Raw genomic sequence first — 15,701 nt, 5'->3', positions numbered from 1 at the left:
TGTCCCACGCCCGGCGGACCTCGCCGCGAGAGGATGGGCGGGTGACCGACGATGCGGATCAGATCGACCCACTGGCGAACCTGCGCCTGACCGCCCTGAGAATGTTGCGCGATTCCGGCGAGTTTCCCGAGAGCGTGCGCTGGGAGGCATCTCCGGCCGGCCTGGTCATGCAGGCATCGCCGGACTGGGAGTACGCCCGGATCCTCACGGGCTTGCGCCATCTGCTCGAACCGGCGCTTCCGGCCGAGATCCTGGTGCTGGAGGGCGTTGCCTTCGTGGTGGGCGTCGGCACCGAACGCACGCCCGACCTCGTCGTCCTCGATCCCCGCAAGAAGGCCGAATTTCGGGACGGGCACGCGACGTCCGCATCAGGGGCCTGGATGTTCGTCGAGGTGACTTCGGACAGTACGCGCCGCGTCGACCTGCGGGAGAAGCCCGACGAGTACGCGCGGGCCGAGGTGCCCGTGACGCTGATCGTGGATCGGCAAAAGCACGAGGTGATCGTGCACTTCGAGCCGGTCGACGGGCGGTACACGTTCACCGAGCGTGTGAGGGCCGGGGCTCCGGTGCGCCTGCCCGAGCCGTTCGACGTGACCATCGAGACCGGGTTCCTGCTCGATCACCTGTGACCTCGGCGGCCCGGAAGGTGTCGGACCCGGGCGGCAGGATGGGTTCTGTTCGGGTTTGTTCGAGCCTTGGGGGAGCGCCGTGACTGTGTCCGCTGAACCGGTTGAGCAGAGTGTGCTTCGGGCCCACGCCGAGGACGCGTTCGCCGACGAACTGGCCGCGCTCGCCGCCGCCGACGAGCGCCCCCGGCCGCCGCGTTGGAAGCTCTCGCCCTGGGCGGTGGCCACCTACCTGCTGGGCGGCACGCTGGCGGACGGGACGGTCATCTCGCCCAAGTACATCGGACCCCGGCGGATCATCGAGGTCGCCGTCACCACCTTGGCCACCGACCGCGCGCTGCTGCTCCTGGGCGTGCCGGGCACGGCCAAGACGTGGGTGTCCGAGCACCTGGCCGCCGCCGTGTGCGGCGATTCCACGCTGCTGGTCCAGGGCACCGCCGGCACTCCCGAGGAGGCCATCCGCTACGGCTGGAACTACGCGCAACTGCTCGCGCACGGGCCCAGCCGCGCGGCCATGGTGGCCGGCCCGGTGATGCGCGCGATGAGCCACGGACTGGTCGCCCGGGTAGAGGAGTTGACCCGCATCCCGGCCGACGTGCAGGACTCGCTGATCACCATCCTGTCCGAAAAGACGCTGCCCGTACCGGAGTTGAACGACGAGGTGCAGGCCGTGCGCGGGTTCAACCTGATCGCCACCGCCAACGACCGCGACCGCGGCGTCAACGACCTCTCGTCCGCGCTGCGCCGCCGGTTCAACACGGTGGTGCTTCCGCTGCCGGCGACCGCCGACGCCGAGGTGGACATCGTCAGTCGCCGGGTGGCCCAGCTCGGCTCCTCCCTCGACCTGCCGCCGGTGGCCGCCGCCGAGGCCGAACTGCGGCGTGTGGTCACGGTGTTCCGCGAACTGCGGGCCGGCCTGACCGAGGACGGGCGGACCAAGCTGAAGACCCCGTCCGGGACGTTGTCCACCGCCGAGGCGATCTCCGTGGTCACCGGCGGCCTCGCGCTGGCCGCACACTTCGGCGACGGCGTGCTGCGCTCGGCGGACGTGGCCGCGGGCATCCTGGGCGCGGTGGTCAAGGATCCGGCGGCGGACACCCTGGTCTGGCGCGAATACCTGGAGACCGCGGTGCGTCCGCGCGCCGACTGGCAGGACTTCTACCGGGCCTGCCGCGCCGCGGACCGTGCCTGATGGCGAACCCCCCGGTCGACCCGCCGATCCTGCTGGGCGTGCGGCACCACGGGCCGGGTTCGGCCCGGGCGGTGGCCGCCGCCCTCGCGCAGGTCGAGCCCGACATCGTGCTGATCGAGGGCCCACCCGAGGCGGACGTGCTGCTGTCCTTCGCCGCCGACCCCGACATGCGACCGCCCGTCGCGCTGCTCGCGCACGCGGCCGACGATCCCGGGCAGGCGGGCTTTTGGCCGTACGCCGACTTCAGCCCCGAGTGGGTGGCGATCCGGTACGCCGGTGCGCACGGCGTGCCGATCCGCTTCGTCGACCTGCCGGTCGCGGTGTCCTTCACGCTCGACCGGGCCCGCAAGGAGCGCGCCGAGACCGCCCCGCCCGAGGACGAGGAGGCCGCGCCCGCCCCGCCGCGGGTCGACCCGATCGCCGAACTCGCCCGACTGGCCGGCCAGGACGACCCGGAGCGCTGGTGGGAGGACGTGATCGAGCACCGGCTGCCCACTGGCGGCGACGCGCTGACCCCGTTCGCCGCGCTCGCCGAGGCGATGGCCGCGCTGCGCGAGGACGAGCCCGAGCCCGACGCGACGGCCGAGCCCGACGTCGAGCGGCTGCGCGAGGCACACATGCGTCAGTGCATCCGGTCCGCGCGCCGCGCCGGCCACCGGCGGATCGCCGTGGTGTGCGGCGCCTGGCACCTGCCCGCGCTGGCCCGACTTCCCTCGGCCGCCGCCGACCGCGCGCTGCTGGCGCCGCACCGGGCCAGGGTCAAGATCGAGACCACCTGGGTGCCCTGGACACACCGGCGGCTGGCGCAGAGCTCCGGCTACGGCGCGGGCGTCGCCTCACCCGGGTGGTACCGACACCTGTACACGAACACCGACGAACGCGAACTGTTGCCCCGCTGGTTCGTCCGGATCGCATCACTGCTGCGCGAGGCGGGCCATCCGGTGTCCTCCGCGCACGTGATCGAGGCCACCCGGCACGCGAGCGCGCTGGCCGCGCTGCGCGGTCGCCCGCTGGCCGGCCTGGACGAGACGATCGAGGCGGTGCGCGCGGTGATGTGCGACGGCGTGACCGGGCCGCTCGCGCTGGTGCACGACGCCCTCGTGGTGGGCGATGCGATCGGTGAGGTACCCGACGCGGTGCCCGCCGTACCGCTCCAGCGCGATCTGTCCCGCGAGCAGCGCCGACTGCGACTGAAGCCCGAGCCCTCCGCCCGCGAACTCGAACTCGACCTGCGCAAGGAGTCGCACGCCGACCGCAGCCGGCTGCTCAACCGGCTCGCCCTGCTGGACATTCCGTGGGGTGTGCCGGCCCGGGCCCGGGAGAGCAAGGGCACCTTCCGCGAGACCTGGCGCCTGGACTGGCAGCCGGAGTTGGCCATCCGGGTCGCCGAGGCCGGCGTGTGGGGGACCACCGTGCTCGCCGCCGCCGCGGCCCGCACGGCCGACCTGGCGATCCGGGCCGAATCGCTCGCCGACGTCACCGAGGTGGCCGAGCGCTGCCTGCGCGCCGACCTGCCCGACGCGCTGCCGCTGATCATGCGCGTGTTGGACCAGCGGGCCGCGCTGGACACCGACGTGGTCAAGCTCGCCGAGGCGCTGCCCGGGCTGGTGCGCGCGCTGCGCTACGGCGACGTGCGCGGCACGGACACCTCCGCGCTGGGCACCGTGGTGGCCGGCCTGGTGGTCCGGATCTGTGTCGGACTGCTGCCGGCCTGCGCGGGTCTGGACGACGACGGCGCCAAGGCGATGCGCCGACACCTGGACGCCGTGCACGCCGCCGTACAACTGCTGAGCGACGAACAACAGCAGGAGTGGTACGCGACCCTGGACCGCCTGGCCGACCGGGAAAACCTGCCGGGCCTGCTCACCGGCCGGGCCACCCGACTGTTGCTCGACCTGGGCCGGCTCGACCCGCGGGCGGCCGCTCCGCGGTTGGCCCGGGCGCTGACCCGAGGCGTTCCGCATCGCGAATCGGCCGCCTGGATCGAGGGCTTCCTGGCGGGCGGCGGCATGCTGCTCGTACACGACGAGCGGCTGATGGCCCTGGTCGACGAGTGGATCACCGACACCCCCGCCGACCTGTTCATCGAGATCCTGCCGCTGCTGCGGCGCACCTTCGCCACCTTCGCGGCGGCCGAACGCCGCATGCTCGGCGAGCGGGTGCGCACCCCCGCACACCCCGCCGCCCAAGCCGCGACCGCCGACCTGTTCGACCCCGGGCGAGCGGACGCCACGCTGCCGTTGCTGGCCGAGATCCTCGGCCTCGAACGCCGAAAGGTGAGCACCCGATGAGCGAGAGCACGGCCGACGAACGTCTGCGCCGCTGGCGGCTGCTGCTCGGCGGCGATGCGGACGGCACCGGCTACGGGCCCACCGGCGAGGACATCCGAATCGACCGGGCCCTGGCCGCGCTGTACCGCCCACAGACCCCGGCGCCGCGCGGCAGCAGACGCGGCAACGGCCCGCGCGCGGCCGGCCTGGGCGCCTCCGCGCCCTCGGTGGCCCGCTGGCTCGGCGACATCCGCGAGCACTTCCCGGCGGGCGTCGTACAGATCCTCCAGCAGGACGCGATCGAGCGACTCGACCTGACCCGGCTGCTCCTGGAGCCGGAGATGTTGGCCGCCGTCGAACCCGACGTACACCTGGTGGGCACCCTGCTCTCGCTCAACAAGCTGATGCCCGAGGCCACCAAGGAGGCCGCCCGCGCGGTGGTTCGCCGGGTCGTCGACGACCTGGAGCGCCGGGTCGCGCAGCGCACCACGAGCCTGGTCCAGGGCGCGCTGGACCGAGCGGCCCGGATCAACCGCCCGCGCCACCACGACATCGACTGGAACGCCACGATCAAGGCCAACCTCAAGCACTATCAGGCCGAGCACCGCACGATCGTCCCGGAGCGCCTGGTCGGCTACGGGCGGCAGCGGCACGGGGTGCACAAGGACGTGATCCTGTGCATCGACCAGTCCGGCTCGATGGCGGCCTCGGTGGTCTACGCGTCGGTCTTCGGCGCGGTGCTGGGCTCGATGCGCTCGCTCAAGACCTCACTGGTCGTCTTCGACACGAGCGTGGTCGACCTCACCGAACAACTGAGCGATCCGGTGGACGTGCTGTTCGGTACCCAACTCGGCGGCGGCACCGACATCAACCGCGCGCTCGCCTACTGCCAATCGTTGATCGGCCGCCCGGCGGAGACGGTCGTGGTGCTGATCAGCGACCTGTACGAGGGCGGTGTGCGGGACGAGATGTTGCGCCGCGCCGCGACCATGCAGGCCGCCGGCACCTCGTTCGTCACCCTGCTGGCCCTCTCCGACGAGGGCGCCCCCGCGTACGACCACACCAACGCGGCAGCGCTGGCCGCCCTCGGCAGCCCGGCCTTCGCGTGCACCCCCGACCTGTTCCCGGAGGTGATGGCAGCGGCGATCCAGGGACTGCCGCTTCCGGTGCCGGAGGCGTAGAAGCGCCCGGAATTCGACCTTCCTCGTGTGGGTCGATCCCGGAGAGGGCGGTCCGATGGTCCGGAACGGTGCCGACCGGTGGTTGCTTGCGACCCGAGACGTCAGGTGAACGCGGCGGTGTCGAGGGTGGGGAGGCCATCCGGGAGTTCGAGCTTGGTACCCAACGCCACATGATGTGCGACGTTGTATCCGGAGTCGACGCCACGATCGACCGGCTCGGAGTAGGCGATCGCCTCACGTTTCCGACGGTCGATCAGCACGTAGATCGGGATCCCCGCCCGGGCGTACGCTCGGTACTTGTCTTCCCGGTCGATCGAGGCATTGCCCGGAGAAGTGATCTCGCCGACAAGGTGAAGCATGGTTGAGGGATACCAACCATCATGGTTCTTGCGGAACGCGAGGTCGGCTGCGTTGGCACGACGGTACTGCACCGCGAAATCCGGGATGAAAGCCGCGGTTACGCGGCCGTCACCATCGGGTTCCGGACAGTAGCCGACTCCCGCCACCGCGTGGGCGACGCCTGCGGTCCGAAGCATGACCAGGATGTCGATCGCCCAGAAGTTGTGCTCCTCGTCGGCGGGCGGCGCCATGCGGTAAATCCCCTCGATGAATTCCACGCGGATCCCCGGGGGAACCGGGAGCGTGGCGATGAACTTCGTCGGGTCACCGACCACGTCCACAAGTGACGTGGTCGGCGGCGCCTCCTCCGCGAGCGCTGTCACGTCTGCTCCTTCGTCGGGACCGACTTGCGCGTCCATGCTGTCCGCTCCGTTCGTTCATTGGCTGGGATTCCGGGTAAGTGTGATTGTCGGCTGGGAGGCTTCGGCGTGGGATCGGCCACACCCCTATCGTTACGTTCCGTTTCGGCGTGTTCCCTGTGTCACGGTGGAACAGGCGTAAACGGGCGGATCTCGACACTCGGCGGGGGCGAGGGTGTGAGGTGCCCGGGGAGTGCGACCAAGACCCTGATTCGGGTCGGGCCATCCCGCCCGATAACCTGCAAGGCGGATCAGCTACGCGTGCGGACGCCGTCCACCAGACCTGGGGGCGAGCCTGCCGGACCTGTGCGACGACGGACGCGGCTGCGCATGTTCCGCATATCCGATCGCGATCACAAGGACGGACCCGCGTGGACCTGTTCGAGTACCAGGCGAGGGATCTCTTCGCTAAGCACGGTGTGCCGGTTCTGCCCGGTGAAGTCGTCTTCACGCCGGAGGAGGCACGGGCCGCCGCCGAGCGCATGGGCGGCAAGGCCGTCGTCAAGGCGCAGGTGAAGGTCGGTGGCCGCGGCAAGGCCGGTGGCGTCAAGCTGGCGTTCAGCACCGACGAGGTCGTCGAGAAGACCGAGCAGATCCTCGGTCTCGACATCAAGGGCCACATCGTCAAGAAGGTCATGCTGGCCGGGCTGGCCAAGCCGGTGGACGAGTACTACGTATCGTTCCTGCTCGACCGCACCAACCGCACCTTCCTCGCGATGGCGTCGGTCGAGGGTGGCGTCGAGATCGAGGTCGTCGCCGAGGAGAACCCGGACGCGCTCGCGAAGATCCCGGTCGACGCGATCGAGGGCGTGACCGAGGCCAAGGCCCGCGAGATCGTCGAGGCGGCGAAGTTCCCGGCCGAGCTGCACGACCAGATCGTCGCGACCCTGAAGACGTTGTGGACCGTCTTCGTCGAGGAGGACGCCACGCTCGTCGAGGTCAACCCGCTGATCAAGTCCGAAGAGGGCAAGATCATCGCGCTGGACGGCAAGGTCTCGCTGGACGAGAACGCCGACTTCCGGCACCCCGACCACGAGGCGCTCGAGGACAAGGACGCGGCCGACCCGCTGGAGGCGGCGGCCAAGGCCAAGGGCCTCAACTACGTCAAGCTCGACGGCTCGGTCGGCATCATCGGCAACGGCGCGGGTCTGGTCATGTCCACGCTCGACGTGGTCGCGTACGCCGGGGAGAACCACGGCGGCGTGAAGCCGGCCAACTTCCTCGACATCGGCGGCGGCGCGTCCGCCGAGGTGATGGCGAACGGCCTGGAGATCATCCTGGGCGACGCCGACGTCAAGTCGGTGTTCGTCAACGTCTTCGGCGGCATCACCGCGTGCGACGCGGTCGCGAACGGCATCGTGCAGGCGCTCGAACTGCTGAAGCAGAAGGGCGAGGCGGTCACCAAGCCGCTCGTCGTGCGTCTGGACGGGAACAACGCGGAGCTGGGTCGCAAGATCCTCACCGACGCGAACCACCCGCTGGTCCAGCAGGTGGACACCATGGATGGCGCGGCCGAGCGGGCCGCCGAGCTCGCTGCCGCGAAGTAAGGGAGACCGACCCAACATGGCTATCTTCCTGACCAAGGACAGCAAGGTCATCGTCCAGGGCATGACCGGCTCCGAGGGGATGAAGCACACCCACCGGATGCTCGCCTCCGGGACGAACATCGTCGGTGGCGTGAACCCGCGCAAGGCCGGCACCACGGTCGACGTGGACGGCACCGAGGTACCCGTATTCGGCACCGTGGCCGAGGCGATGAAGGCCACCGGCGCGGACGTCACGGTGGTCTTCGTGCCGCCGAAGTTCACCAAGGACGCCGTGGTCGAGGCCATCGAGGCCGAGATCGGCCTCGCGGTGGTCATCACCGAGGGCGTGCCGGTGCACGACACCGCGCAGTTCTGGGCGCTCGCCGGCGCCAAGGGCAACAAGACCCGGATCATCGGCCCGAACTGTCCTGGCCTGATCACCCCGGGTCAGTCCAACGCGGGCATCATCCCGGCCAGCATCACCAAGCCGGGCCGGATCGGTCTGGTGTCCAAGTCGGGCACCCTGACCTACCAGATGATGTACGAGCTGGCCGACATCGGCTTCTCGACCGCCGTCGGCATCGGTGGCGACCCGATCATCGGCACCACGCACATCGACTGCCTCCAGGCGTTCCAGGACGACCCGGAGACCGACGCGATCGTGATGATCGGCGAGATCGGCGGCGACGCCGAGGAGCGTGCCGCGGCCTACATCGCCGAGCACATCACCAAGCCGGTCGTCGGCTACGTCGCGGGCTTCACCGCCCCCGAGGGCAAGACCATGGGCCACGCCGGCGCCATCGTCTCGGGCTCGTCGGGCACCGCGCAGGCCAAGCAGGACGCGCTCGAGGCCGTCGGCGTCAAGGTCGGCAAGACGCCGTCCGAGACCGCGCGCCTGATGCGCGAGATCATGGCGGGCTGACCCACCGGTCACCCGTGACCCACGACGCCCCGCGCGCCGCCCTCCAGGCGGCGTGCGGGGCGTCGTGGTTTTCGGACGGACCCGGTGGTCAGCGCGGCGGCACGCGCCGCAGGCCGTTGTCCAGGCAACTCGTGTCCAGCGTGTACCCGGTCTCCGGGGCCAGCAGCGCGGCCGGGCCGATCAGGGCCAGCCGACCGGGCGCGGACAGTGCCGTCGAGGCCGGGCCCGACTGTCCGCGCACGGTGGGGGCCGCCGGGCGGATCAGCGGCGTGATGGACGGCGGCGCGCCGGCGGTCTCCGGGACGGGCGGCCGCGGCCGGCCGGCCGAAGTCGATTCCGGCGCGGCGGCCGCGGGCCCCGGCGGGGCCGCGGCCGGCTCGGGCGGGGCCTCCCGCTCGGCGGGCACCGGCGGCAGCCTGCGCGCGGCCTCCGAGCCGGTGATCGGCTGGACCCGGTAGCCGCCCCGCGCGTCGCGCGAGGTGCCCGGAGTGAGCAGCCGGGGCAGCGAGGCGATCAGCAGGGCGATGATCGCCGCCGTGACCACCGCGGCCAGCACCGAGGTCCGGGCCCTGCTGCCCATCCGGGACACGCGCGGACCGGGCACGCGCGGTTCGTGGCGAGCCGCGAGGTCGCGGGTGATCGTGCTCAGGAAGTCGTGTGCCTCGGGGCAGTTCGGCGACGGGCCGGTCAGTGCGGGCACCAACTCGGCGAGGTCCTCGTGTGCGCGCAGGAGCCGGATCCGGGTGCCCTCGGTGGTCGCCTCGGTCTCGAACGCGACCTGCTCCGGCGGCATCCCGAACAGGTGGCGCAGCACGAACACCCGCCGACGATGGCCGGGCACCCGCTGGAGCGCGCGCAGGAGCGCGATGTCCTGGTCGCGACGCGTGTCGTCCTCGGCGTGCGGGACGACCCGGCCGGTGCGGTCCGGATGCGGTACCAGTCGCCAGACGGCGCGCCGCAGCAGGAACCGATGACCGAGCGCGAGGTCGCCCGCGAGGGTGCGTACGTAGGCGGCGTCGGCGGGGGTGTCGCCGACGTCCGGCAGGTCCCGCCAGACCAGCGCGAACGCGCGCCGGGTCACGTGCGCGGCCCGGGCGGGGCTCGCGGTCAACAGATACGCGTAGCGCGCGATGTCGGGTGCGATCGCCGCGTACAGGGCGTCGAAGCCCGTGGCGCGCCCGCGCGGGTCGGTCCGCTCGTCGTCGATGCCCATGGGGGCCTGAGGTACCCGAGGGTCGATTGATAATGCGTATTCAATGACTTCAATCGATCAAATGGGGTGTTCTGTCACGCCTGATGGCTATATGCGGCTCGGATCGTGGCCGCGTGGGCAGCATGGGGAGCGTGACCGAAACGCCGGAAACCGAGTACGGCCCGTCGTCGCCCCGGACGGCGGCCGGACCCGTCGCGTGGGCGGACGTCGAGCGCCTTCCGGCCTTGCCGCCCGGGGCTCTCGGGGAGGCCCTCGGCCGAACATCCGAGCCGTTGCCGGACGCGGTACCGGACGCGGAGTCCGGCCCGCCCGACGAGCCCGCGCGGGTATCCGGGCCGCCCAAGCCGCCGGAAGCCGCCGCGGCGCCGAAAGCAGCGGATCCGCCGGACCTGCCCGAGTCCGCCGAGTCCCGCGAGTCCCGCGAGTCCCGCGAGTCCCACAGGCCATCCGACGCCGACGCACCCGAGCTCCCCGCGCCGCCGCCCGGCCTGGAATCGCCTTCGATCGTCCTCCTCCGGCCCAGGCCCGGTCGGCCGCCCGGCGCGCTGCCGGTGTCGACCCCCGTCGAGGCTCCCGGCGGGCCCGCGCGGCCCCGAGCGCGGCCGTCGGGCCCACCGCGGCCGAGTCGTCCGCCGGTCGCCGTCCCGGCCGGCCTCCGGGGCGTCGCCGCACCGGCCCGCCTCGCCCGCCGCCGCCCCGACACCGCCCGGATCGTGCAGGCCCTCGCCCGAGGAGTGGCGTCCGCGCTGCTCGTGGTCGGGGCGGGGCTCGGCACCGTGGCGCTGCTCGTGCTGATCGTGGCCATGTGCGGAGCCACCTCGGGCGGCTTCGACCACCCGTCGGCGCTGCTGCGCGTGATCGGCGGGATCTGGCTCGCGGCGCACCACGTCGGCTTCGAGTTCGTCGAGATCAGCCACACCGCGACCGGCTCGGTCGAACCGAACGTGACCGTCGTACCACTGCGGCTGGCCCCGCTCGGCCTGACCGTGCCGCTGATCTGGCTGCTGTGCCGGCTCGGCCGACGGCTCGCGGACGGCCTCGCCGGGACCGCGATCGTGCTCGGGTCGCAGGCGCTGGTGTACACCGGGCTGATGTACGCGGTGGCGGCCGGCGTGGACACGGCGAGTGTGCGGCCGGTGTCCGGCACGGTCGCGATGGCGGCACTCGGTGTCCTGGCGGCGGGAGTGCTGGGTGCGTTCGGGCCCGCGCTGGTTCGGGTGCCGGCCGTGCGCGCGAGCCTGGCCTCGGCCGCGGTGCTCGCGGCGGGAGGGGCGCTCCTGGTGCTCGCGTGCCTGTTCGCGCACGCCGGTCAGGTCCGCATCGCGCTGGCGCTGACCACACACGACGCGATCGGTTTCGCGGCGCTGGCCGTGCTGTGCGCCGTGCTGGTGCCCAACGCGATCGTGTGGGCGGTGTCCTACGCGGCCGGCACCGGGTTCGCGCTCGGCGCGGCCACCACGCTCGCGCCCACCGGCAGTACGTTCGGCCCGCTGCCCACGCTGCCCCTGCTCGCCGCGCTGCCCGGTCCCGCCACGGTGCCTTCCGCCGCGTGGGCGCCCGCCGTGCTCCCGCTGTTCGCGGGCATCGTGGCGGGCTTCTTCGCGGCCCGTGCCGAGCCGCCCCGAGCCTGGCGCGCGGTCACCTCGCACGCCGCCGGGGCGGGCCTGGGGGTCGGCCTGCTCACCCTCGCCTCGACCCGACTGGCCTCCGGCAGCGCGGGCCTGGCCGACCTCGCCGAACTGGGCCCGAACGTGTGGCGCACCGCCGCCGCGCTGAGCGTCGAGATCACGCTGATCGCCGCCCCGACCGCCCTGGCCGCGACCTGGTGGCGCGGTCGGGAGAACCCGAAGGCCGCCTCCACCGAAGCGGAGACGGCCCTCGGAACCACCGGCCCGTCCTAGATCGTGCCGTCCACGAGGAAGTGGTAGCGCTCCGGCAGCTTGTCCAGGCAGCGTTGCTCACCGGTCTTGGTGAGCGCGCTGTCCATGCAGTCGTAGTAGTCCTTGTTGACCGCCTCGAACGTCCACACGCCCAGCACGTAGACCACCGCGATCGCGCCGGTGACCAGGCCGGCGAGTGCGGCGCCGGAGCGGGAGCCCGCCGGTCGGCGCACCCGGGGTCGGTGGGTCGGCCCGCCCGGGGCGTGCCCCGGGTGCCGAGCGGTGCCGCCCGGGCCCTCCTCGATCCGCGGCCCGGCCGAGGCTGGCGTCGTCCCGCGCACCGTCCGGATGCCGAGCACCAGGGCGACCACGCCCAGCACCACGCCGAGCACCAGGCCCAGGTCGGACGGCAGGAACAGTGCGAAGAACACCGCCCACACCCCCGACCACAGCGCCAGTCGGCCATTGCGGACCCGGATGTCCTTCGGGTCGGGCTGCTCGCGCGGTTCGCGCGGCGCCCGCTGTGGCCGGTCCTCGCGGCCGTGCCGATCGCCACCGTTGCCGCCGTCCCCTCGCCCGTTGCCGGGCACGTTCCACGGGGCGGCCGGCGGGCGATCGGGCGTACCCTCCGGCGGCGGGGCGTAGGGATCCCGCTCGTCGGTCTCGTTGCCGGTACTCATCCTCTGCCTGCCCTCGTCGTGCCGGATCGCGGGATTCCCTTCCCAGGATCGTACGTGTGCGGGGTGCACCGTAGCCGGGCGGCGGCGCCGAGAGGCCCCCAGGCCCCGTCACCGGCCCCGTCGCCGGTATCCCACCCCGCCGGTTCGGTACTGCCTACCCCCTGACGCTATCGTTGCCGACGTACGGGCGCCGCTCCGTGTTCCCGCCTCCTGTCGGGGAACGCCCGCCGAACCCGTGCGAGATCCCGGCGAGAGCCCGAATCCCTTTGGTGCCCCTCCCGCCCTTCCCTTCCGGAAAGAGCCGAAAAGCAGTGGCCGTTCACGCCCCGCGTACCCCCGGGCCGGCCCGGCTCGTCGTCCTGGTCTCCGGCTCCGGTACCAACCTCCAGGCCCTGCTCGACGCGTGCGCGGATCCCGCGTACGGCGCGAGCGTGGTGGCCGTGGGCGCCGACCGCGAGCACATCGCGGGGCTGACCCGGGCCGAGCGGGCCGGAGTCCCCACCTTCGTGGAGCGGGTGGGCGACCATGCGGATCGGGCCGGTTGGGATGCCGCGCTCGCCGACGCGGTCGCCGCGTACGAACCTGATCTGGTGGTCTCGGCCGGCTTCATGAAGATCCTGGGCCCGCGTTTCCTGGCCCGCTTCGAGGGACGCACCGTCAACACCCACCCCGCACTGCTGCCCTCGTTCCCCGGCGCGCACGGCGTCCGGGACGCGCTCGCGTACGGCGCCAAGGTGACCGGTTGCACGGTCCACCTCGTGGACGCCGGCGTGGACACCGGGCCGATCATCGCTCAGGGCGTCGTCACGGTCGAGGACGGCGATCACGCCGACGGCGGTGAGGCGCTGCACGAGCGCATCAAGACTGTCGAGCGCACCCTGCTCGTCGAGGTCGTGGGCCGGCTGGCCCGCGAGGGCTACCGCATCGAAGGAAGAAAGGTCCGGATCCCCGCATGACTTCCGCCGCCCCCACCCCCAGCACCGAGAACGAGGCACGTCGCCCCATCCGTCGCGCGTTGATCAGCGTGTACGACAAGACCGGCCTGGAGGAACTGGCCCAGGGCCTGCACGCGGCCGGTGTCGAACTGGTCTCCACCGGCTCCACCGCGGCACGGATCGCCGCCGCGGGCGTGCCCGTGACCAAGGTCGAGGAACTGACCGGCTTCCCGGAGTGCCTGGACGGCCGGGTCAAGACCCTGCACCCGCGCGTGCACGCCGGCATCCTGGCCGACCTGCGCCTGGAGTCGCACCGCGCGCAGCTCGAAGAGCTGGACGTACGACCGTTCGACCTGGTCGTGGTCAACCTGTACCCGTTCACGCAGACCGTCGAGTCGGGCGCGACCGCGGACGAGTGCGTCGAGCAGATCGACATCGGCGGCCCGTCGATGGTCCGCGCCGCGGCCAAGAACCACCCCTCCGTCGCGGTGGTGACCAGCCCGGACCGCTACGCCGACGTGCTCGCCGCGATCGAGGCCGGCGGCTTCGACCTCGCGCAGCGCAAGCGGCTCGCGGGCGAGGCGTTCGGGCACACCGCCGCGTACGACGTCGCGGTCGCCTCCTGGTTCTCGAACAGCTACGCGCCGGCCGACGAGGAGAGCTTCCCGGCCTTCCTCGGCTCGGTCCGTCGCCGGGAGAACGTGCTTCGCTACGGCGAGAACCCGCACCAGGCCGCGGCCCTGTACGTGGACGGCACCGGCGGCCTCGCGGGCGCCGAGCAGTTCCACGGCAAGGAGATGTCCTACAACAACTACATGGACACCGACGCGGCCCGACGCGCCGCGTACGACCACGAGCAGCCCTGCGTGGCGATCATCAAGCACGCCAACCCGTGCGGGATCGCGATCGGCGAGAACGTCGCCGAGGCGCACCTGAAGGCACACGCGAGCGACCCGGTGTCCGCCTACGGCGGCGTGATCGCGGTCAACCGGCCGGTGAGCGTGGCGATGGCCGAGCAGGTCGCGGAGATCTTCACCGAGGTGATCGTCGCGCCGGACTACGAGGACGGCGCGGTCGAGGTGCTCGCCCGCAAGAAGAACATCCGGGTGCTGCGCGCTCCCCAGGCGCCGCGCACGCCGGCCGAGTTCCGCCAGATCGACGGCGGGCTGCTGCTGCAGAACGCGGACCGCTACCAGGCGCCCGGCGACGACGCGGCGGCCTGGACGCTGGCCACCGGTGAGCCCGCCGACATCGAGACGCTGCGCGACCTGGTGTTCGCCTGGCGCTCGGTGCGTGCGGTCAAGTCCAACGCGATCCTGCTCGCGTCCGGCGGCGCCACCGTGGGCGTGGGCATGGGCCAGGTCAACCGGGTCGACTCGGCCAAGCTGGCCGTACAGCGGGCCGGGGAGCGGGCGGCCGGCTCGGTTGCCGCGTCCGACGCGTTCTTCCCGTTCGCCGACGGCCTGGAAGTGCTGATCGCGGGCGGGGTGCGGGCGGTGGTCCAGCCCGGCGGCTCGGTCCGCGACGAGCAGGTGGTCGAGGCGGCGCGCGCGGCCGGGATCACCATGTACTTCACCGGGACCCGGCACTTCTTCCACTGAGCCGCCGACGGCACCGGCCGACCGAAACACACGCGAGGCGCGACCCCGGGCGGGGTCGCGCCTCGCGCGCCGAGTGCGGTGGTGCTCAGACCTTGACCACGACCGTCGAGCAGACCTTGTCCGCGAACGTCTGCTTCTTCGAGTCCCACAGCGGCCACAACCAGCCGACGTAGCACGCGATCGAGTCCAGGAAGTGGGCGATCTGGCGGACGAAGGCCATCCCGAAGCCGGTGGGCATCCCGTCGCTCTCGCGCAGCACCTTGATCCCGACGGCGCCCTTGCCGATGGTCTGGCCGGTCTTGCCCTGGCGGTAGAGCTGCCAGAGCCCGAAGGCGAACAGCAGCAGGCCGCCGACGACCATCACCACGACCGGGCCTGGTCCGCCGTCGTAGCTGGTCGTCTCGCTGCCGTCGAGGTGCTCGGTCACGGTGCTCTCGCTCCCGAACCACAAGAACCCGCCGAGCAGGGGTATCGCGGCCAGCATCATGACGAGCGCGTCGAGGAGGGTCCCGCCCACGCGGCGGCCCCAACTCGCGCAGTAGTCGCCGAGGTTCTGCGGTGGGCCGTAGCCGTAGGGCTGGCCGTAGCCGGCCTGCGGGCCATAGCCGGGCTGACCGTACGCGGGCTGACCGTAGGCGGGCTGACCGTAACCCTGGCTCTCGGCGCCGTAACCGGGCGGCGGGCCGTACGGACCCGGAGGTTGGGACATGCGGAAACTCTCCCCTGGGAACGCGCACACGTGGTGTGCGACGCCGATGGCCCCGGGTTTCGTCGACGCGCGAGCGCCGTGACGGGCCCGGCGTCGCCCCCACCACCCGGGAGCCTGTTGGAGGCGGCACCCTACACCGAGGCGGTTGGCACTCGGTAGGTCTTCGGCGGGTCCGGTGATCGGGATCATGAGGCGGGACTTGGCATTC

The 15,701-nt window shown here is 72.3% G+C and carries 13 protein-coding genes; 9 read left to right on the top strand and 4 right to left on the bottom strand.

The features are described from left to right. The first annotated feature begins 41 nt into the window (after positions 1–41). From A3IC_RS63025 to A3IC_RS0134400, 4 genes are all read left to right on the top strand, one after another. Positions 42–629, top strand: coding sequence for a Uma2 family endonuclease (locus tag A3IC_RS63025; RefSeq protein ID WP_052173941.1), 588 nt, complete (start codon positions 42–44; stop codon positions 627–629). A 112-nt stretch (positions 630–741) separates the two neighbouring features. Further along, positions 742–1,818: an ATP-binding protein gene (locus A3IC_RS0134410; protein WP_020554626.1), complete on the top strand. Its 1,077-nt coding sequence runs from the start codon at positions 742–744 to the stop codon at positions 1,816–1,818. Continuing rightward, entirely contained in the window at positions 1,818–4,109 is a 2,292-nt protein-coding gene (locus A3IC_RS0134405) for a DUF5682 family protein (RefSeq protein ID WP_020554625.1), read from the top strand. Before A3IC_RS0134410 ends, A3IC_RS0134405 begins: the two co-directional genes overlap by 1 nt. Continuing rightward, positions 4,106–5,269 carry a VWA domain-containing protein gene (locus A3IC_RS0134400; protein ID WP_020554624.1) on the top strand — a complete coding sequence of 388 codons (1,164 nt, stop codon included), beginning with the start codon at positions 4,106–4,108 and terminating at the stop codon, positions 5,267–5,269. The genes A3IC_RS0134405 and A3IC_RS0134400 overlap by 4 nt, the downstream gene beginning before the upstream one ends. Positions 5,270–5,370: 101 nt before the next feature. Here A3IC_RS0134400 and A3IC_RS58170 read toward each other — a convergent pair whose 3' ends face one another. Further along, positions 5,371–6,027 (bottom strand): Uma2 family endonuclease, encoded by a 657-nt coding sequence (locus tag A3IC_RS58170; RefSeq protein WP_020554623.1) that lies wholly within the window; start codon positions 6,025–6,027, stop codon positions 5,371–5,373. Positions 6,028–6,398: 371 nt separating this feature from the next. Between A3IC_RS58170 and sucC the strand changes: the two genes are divergently transcribed. Both sucC and sucD read left to right on the top strand, forming a co-directional pair. Then, positions 6,399–7,574 carry an ADP-forming succinate--CoA ligase subunit beta gene (sucC, locus tag A3IC_RS0134390; protein WP_020554622.1) on the top strand — a complete coding sequence of 392 codons (1,176 nt, stop codon included), beginning with the start codon at positions 6,399–6,401 and terminating at the stop codon, positions 7,572–7,574. 16 nt (positions 7,575–7,590) lie between these two features. Beyond that, a complete protein-coding gene (sucD, locus tag A3IC_RS0134385; RefSeq protein WP_020554621.1) occupies positions 7,591–8,475 on the top strand; it encodes a succinate--CoA ligase subunit alpha in 885 nt (294 codons plus the stop codon). 88 nt (positions 8,476–8,563) lie between these two features. On the opposite strand, the gene A3IC_RS63020 is transcribed toward sucD, so the two are convergent. Then, positions 8,564–9,688, bottom strand: coding sequence for an RNA polymerase sigma factor (locus tag A3IC_RS63020; protein ID WP_020554620.1), 1,125 nt, complete (start codon positions 9,686–9,688; stop codon positions 8,564–8,566). Positions 9,689–9,819: 131 nt separating this feature from the next. Between A3IC_RS63020 and A3IC_RS0134375 the strand changes: the two genes are divergently transcribed. Next, on the top strand, positions 9,820–11,589 hold the full coding sequence (locus tag A3IC_RS0134375; protein WP_158696205.1) for a cell division protein PerM: 1,770 nt from the start codon (positions 9,820–9,822) through the stop codon (positions 11,587–11,589). Here A3IC_RS0134375 and A3IC_RS0134370 read toward each other — a convergent pair. Next, entirely contained in the window at positions 11,586–12,248 is a 663-nt protein-coding gene (locus tag A3IC_RS0134370) for a hypothetical protein (protein WP_020554618.1), read from the bottom strand. The two genes, A3IC_RS0134375 and A3IC_RS0134370, sit on opposite strands and share 4 nt — an antisense overlap. 311 nt (positions 12,249–12,559) lie before the next feature. On the opposite strand from A3IC_RS0134370, the gene purN reads away from it, so the two are divergent. After that, complete coding sequence (gene purN / locus A3IC_RS0134365; RefSeq protein ID WP_020554617.1) at positions 12,560–13,204, top strand: phosphoribosylglycinamide formyltransferase; 645 nt, start codon at positions 12,560–12,562, stop codon at positions 13,202–13,204. Further along, complete coding sequence (gene purH, locus A3IC_RS0134360; RefSeq protein ID WP_020554616.1) at positions 13,201–14,784, top strand: bifunctional phosphoribosylaminoimidazolecarboxamide formyltransferase/IMP cyclohydrolase; 1,584 nt, start codon at positions 13,201–13,203, stop codon at positions 14,782–14,784. The genes purN and purH overlap by 4 nt, the downstream gene beginning before the upstream one ends. Positions 14,785–14,869: 85 nt before the next feature. Here the strand turns inward: purH and A3IC_RS0134355 are convergent, their stop codons facing one another. Beyond that, positions 14,870–15,493, bottom strand: a complete 624-nt coding sequence (locus A3IC_RS0134355; RefSeq protein ID WP_020554615.1) for an RDD family protein — start codon at positions 15,491–15,493, stop codon at positions 14,870–14,872. Between the last annotated feature and the right edge of the window lie 208 nt (positions 15,494–15,701).

The sequence above is a fragment of the Embleya scabrispora DSM 41855 genome (assembly GCF_000372745.1).
In the GTDB taxonomy this organism is placed as follows: Bacteria; Actinomycetota; Actinomycetes; order Streptomycetales; family Streptomycetaceae; genus Embleya; species Embleya scabrispora.
Note: the sequence above shows the minus strand (reverse complement) of the source record. Positions and strands in the feature narration are given on the sequence as shown.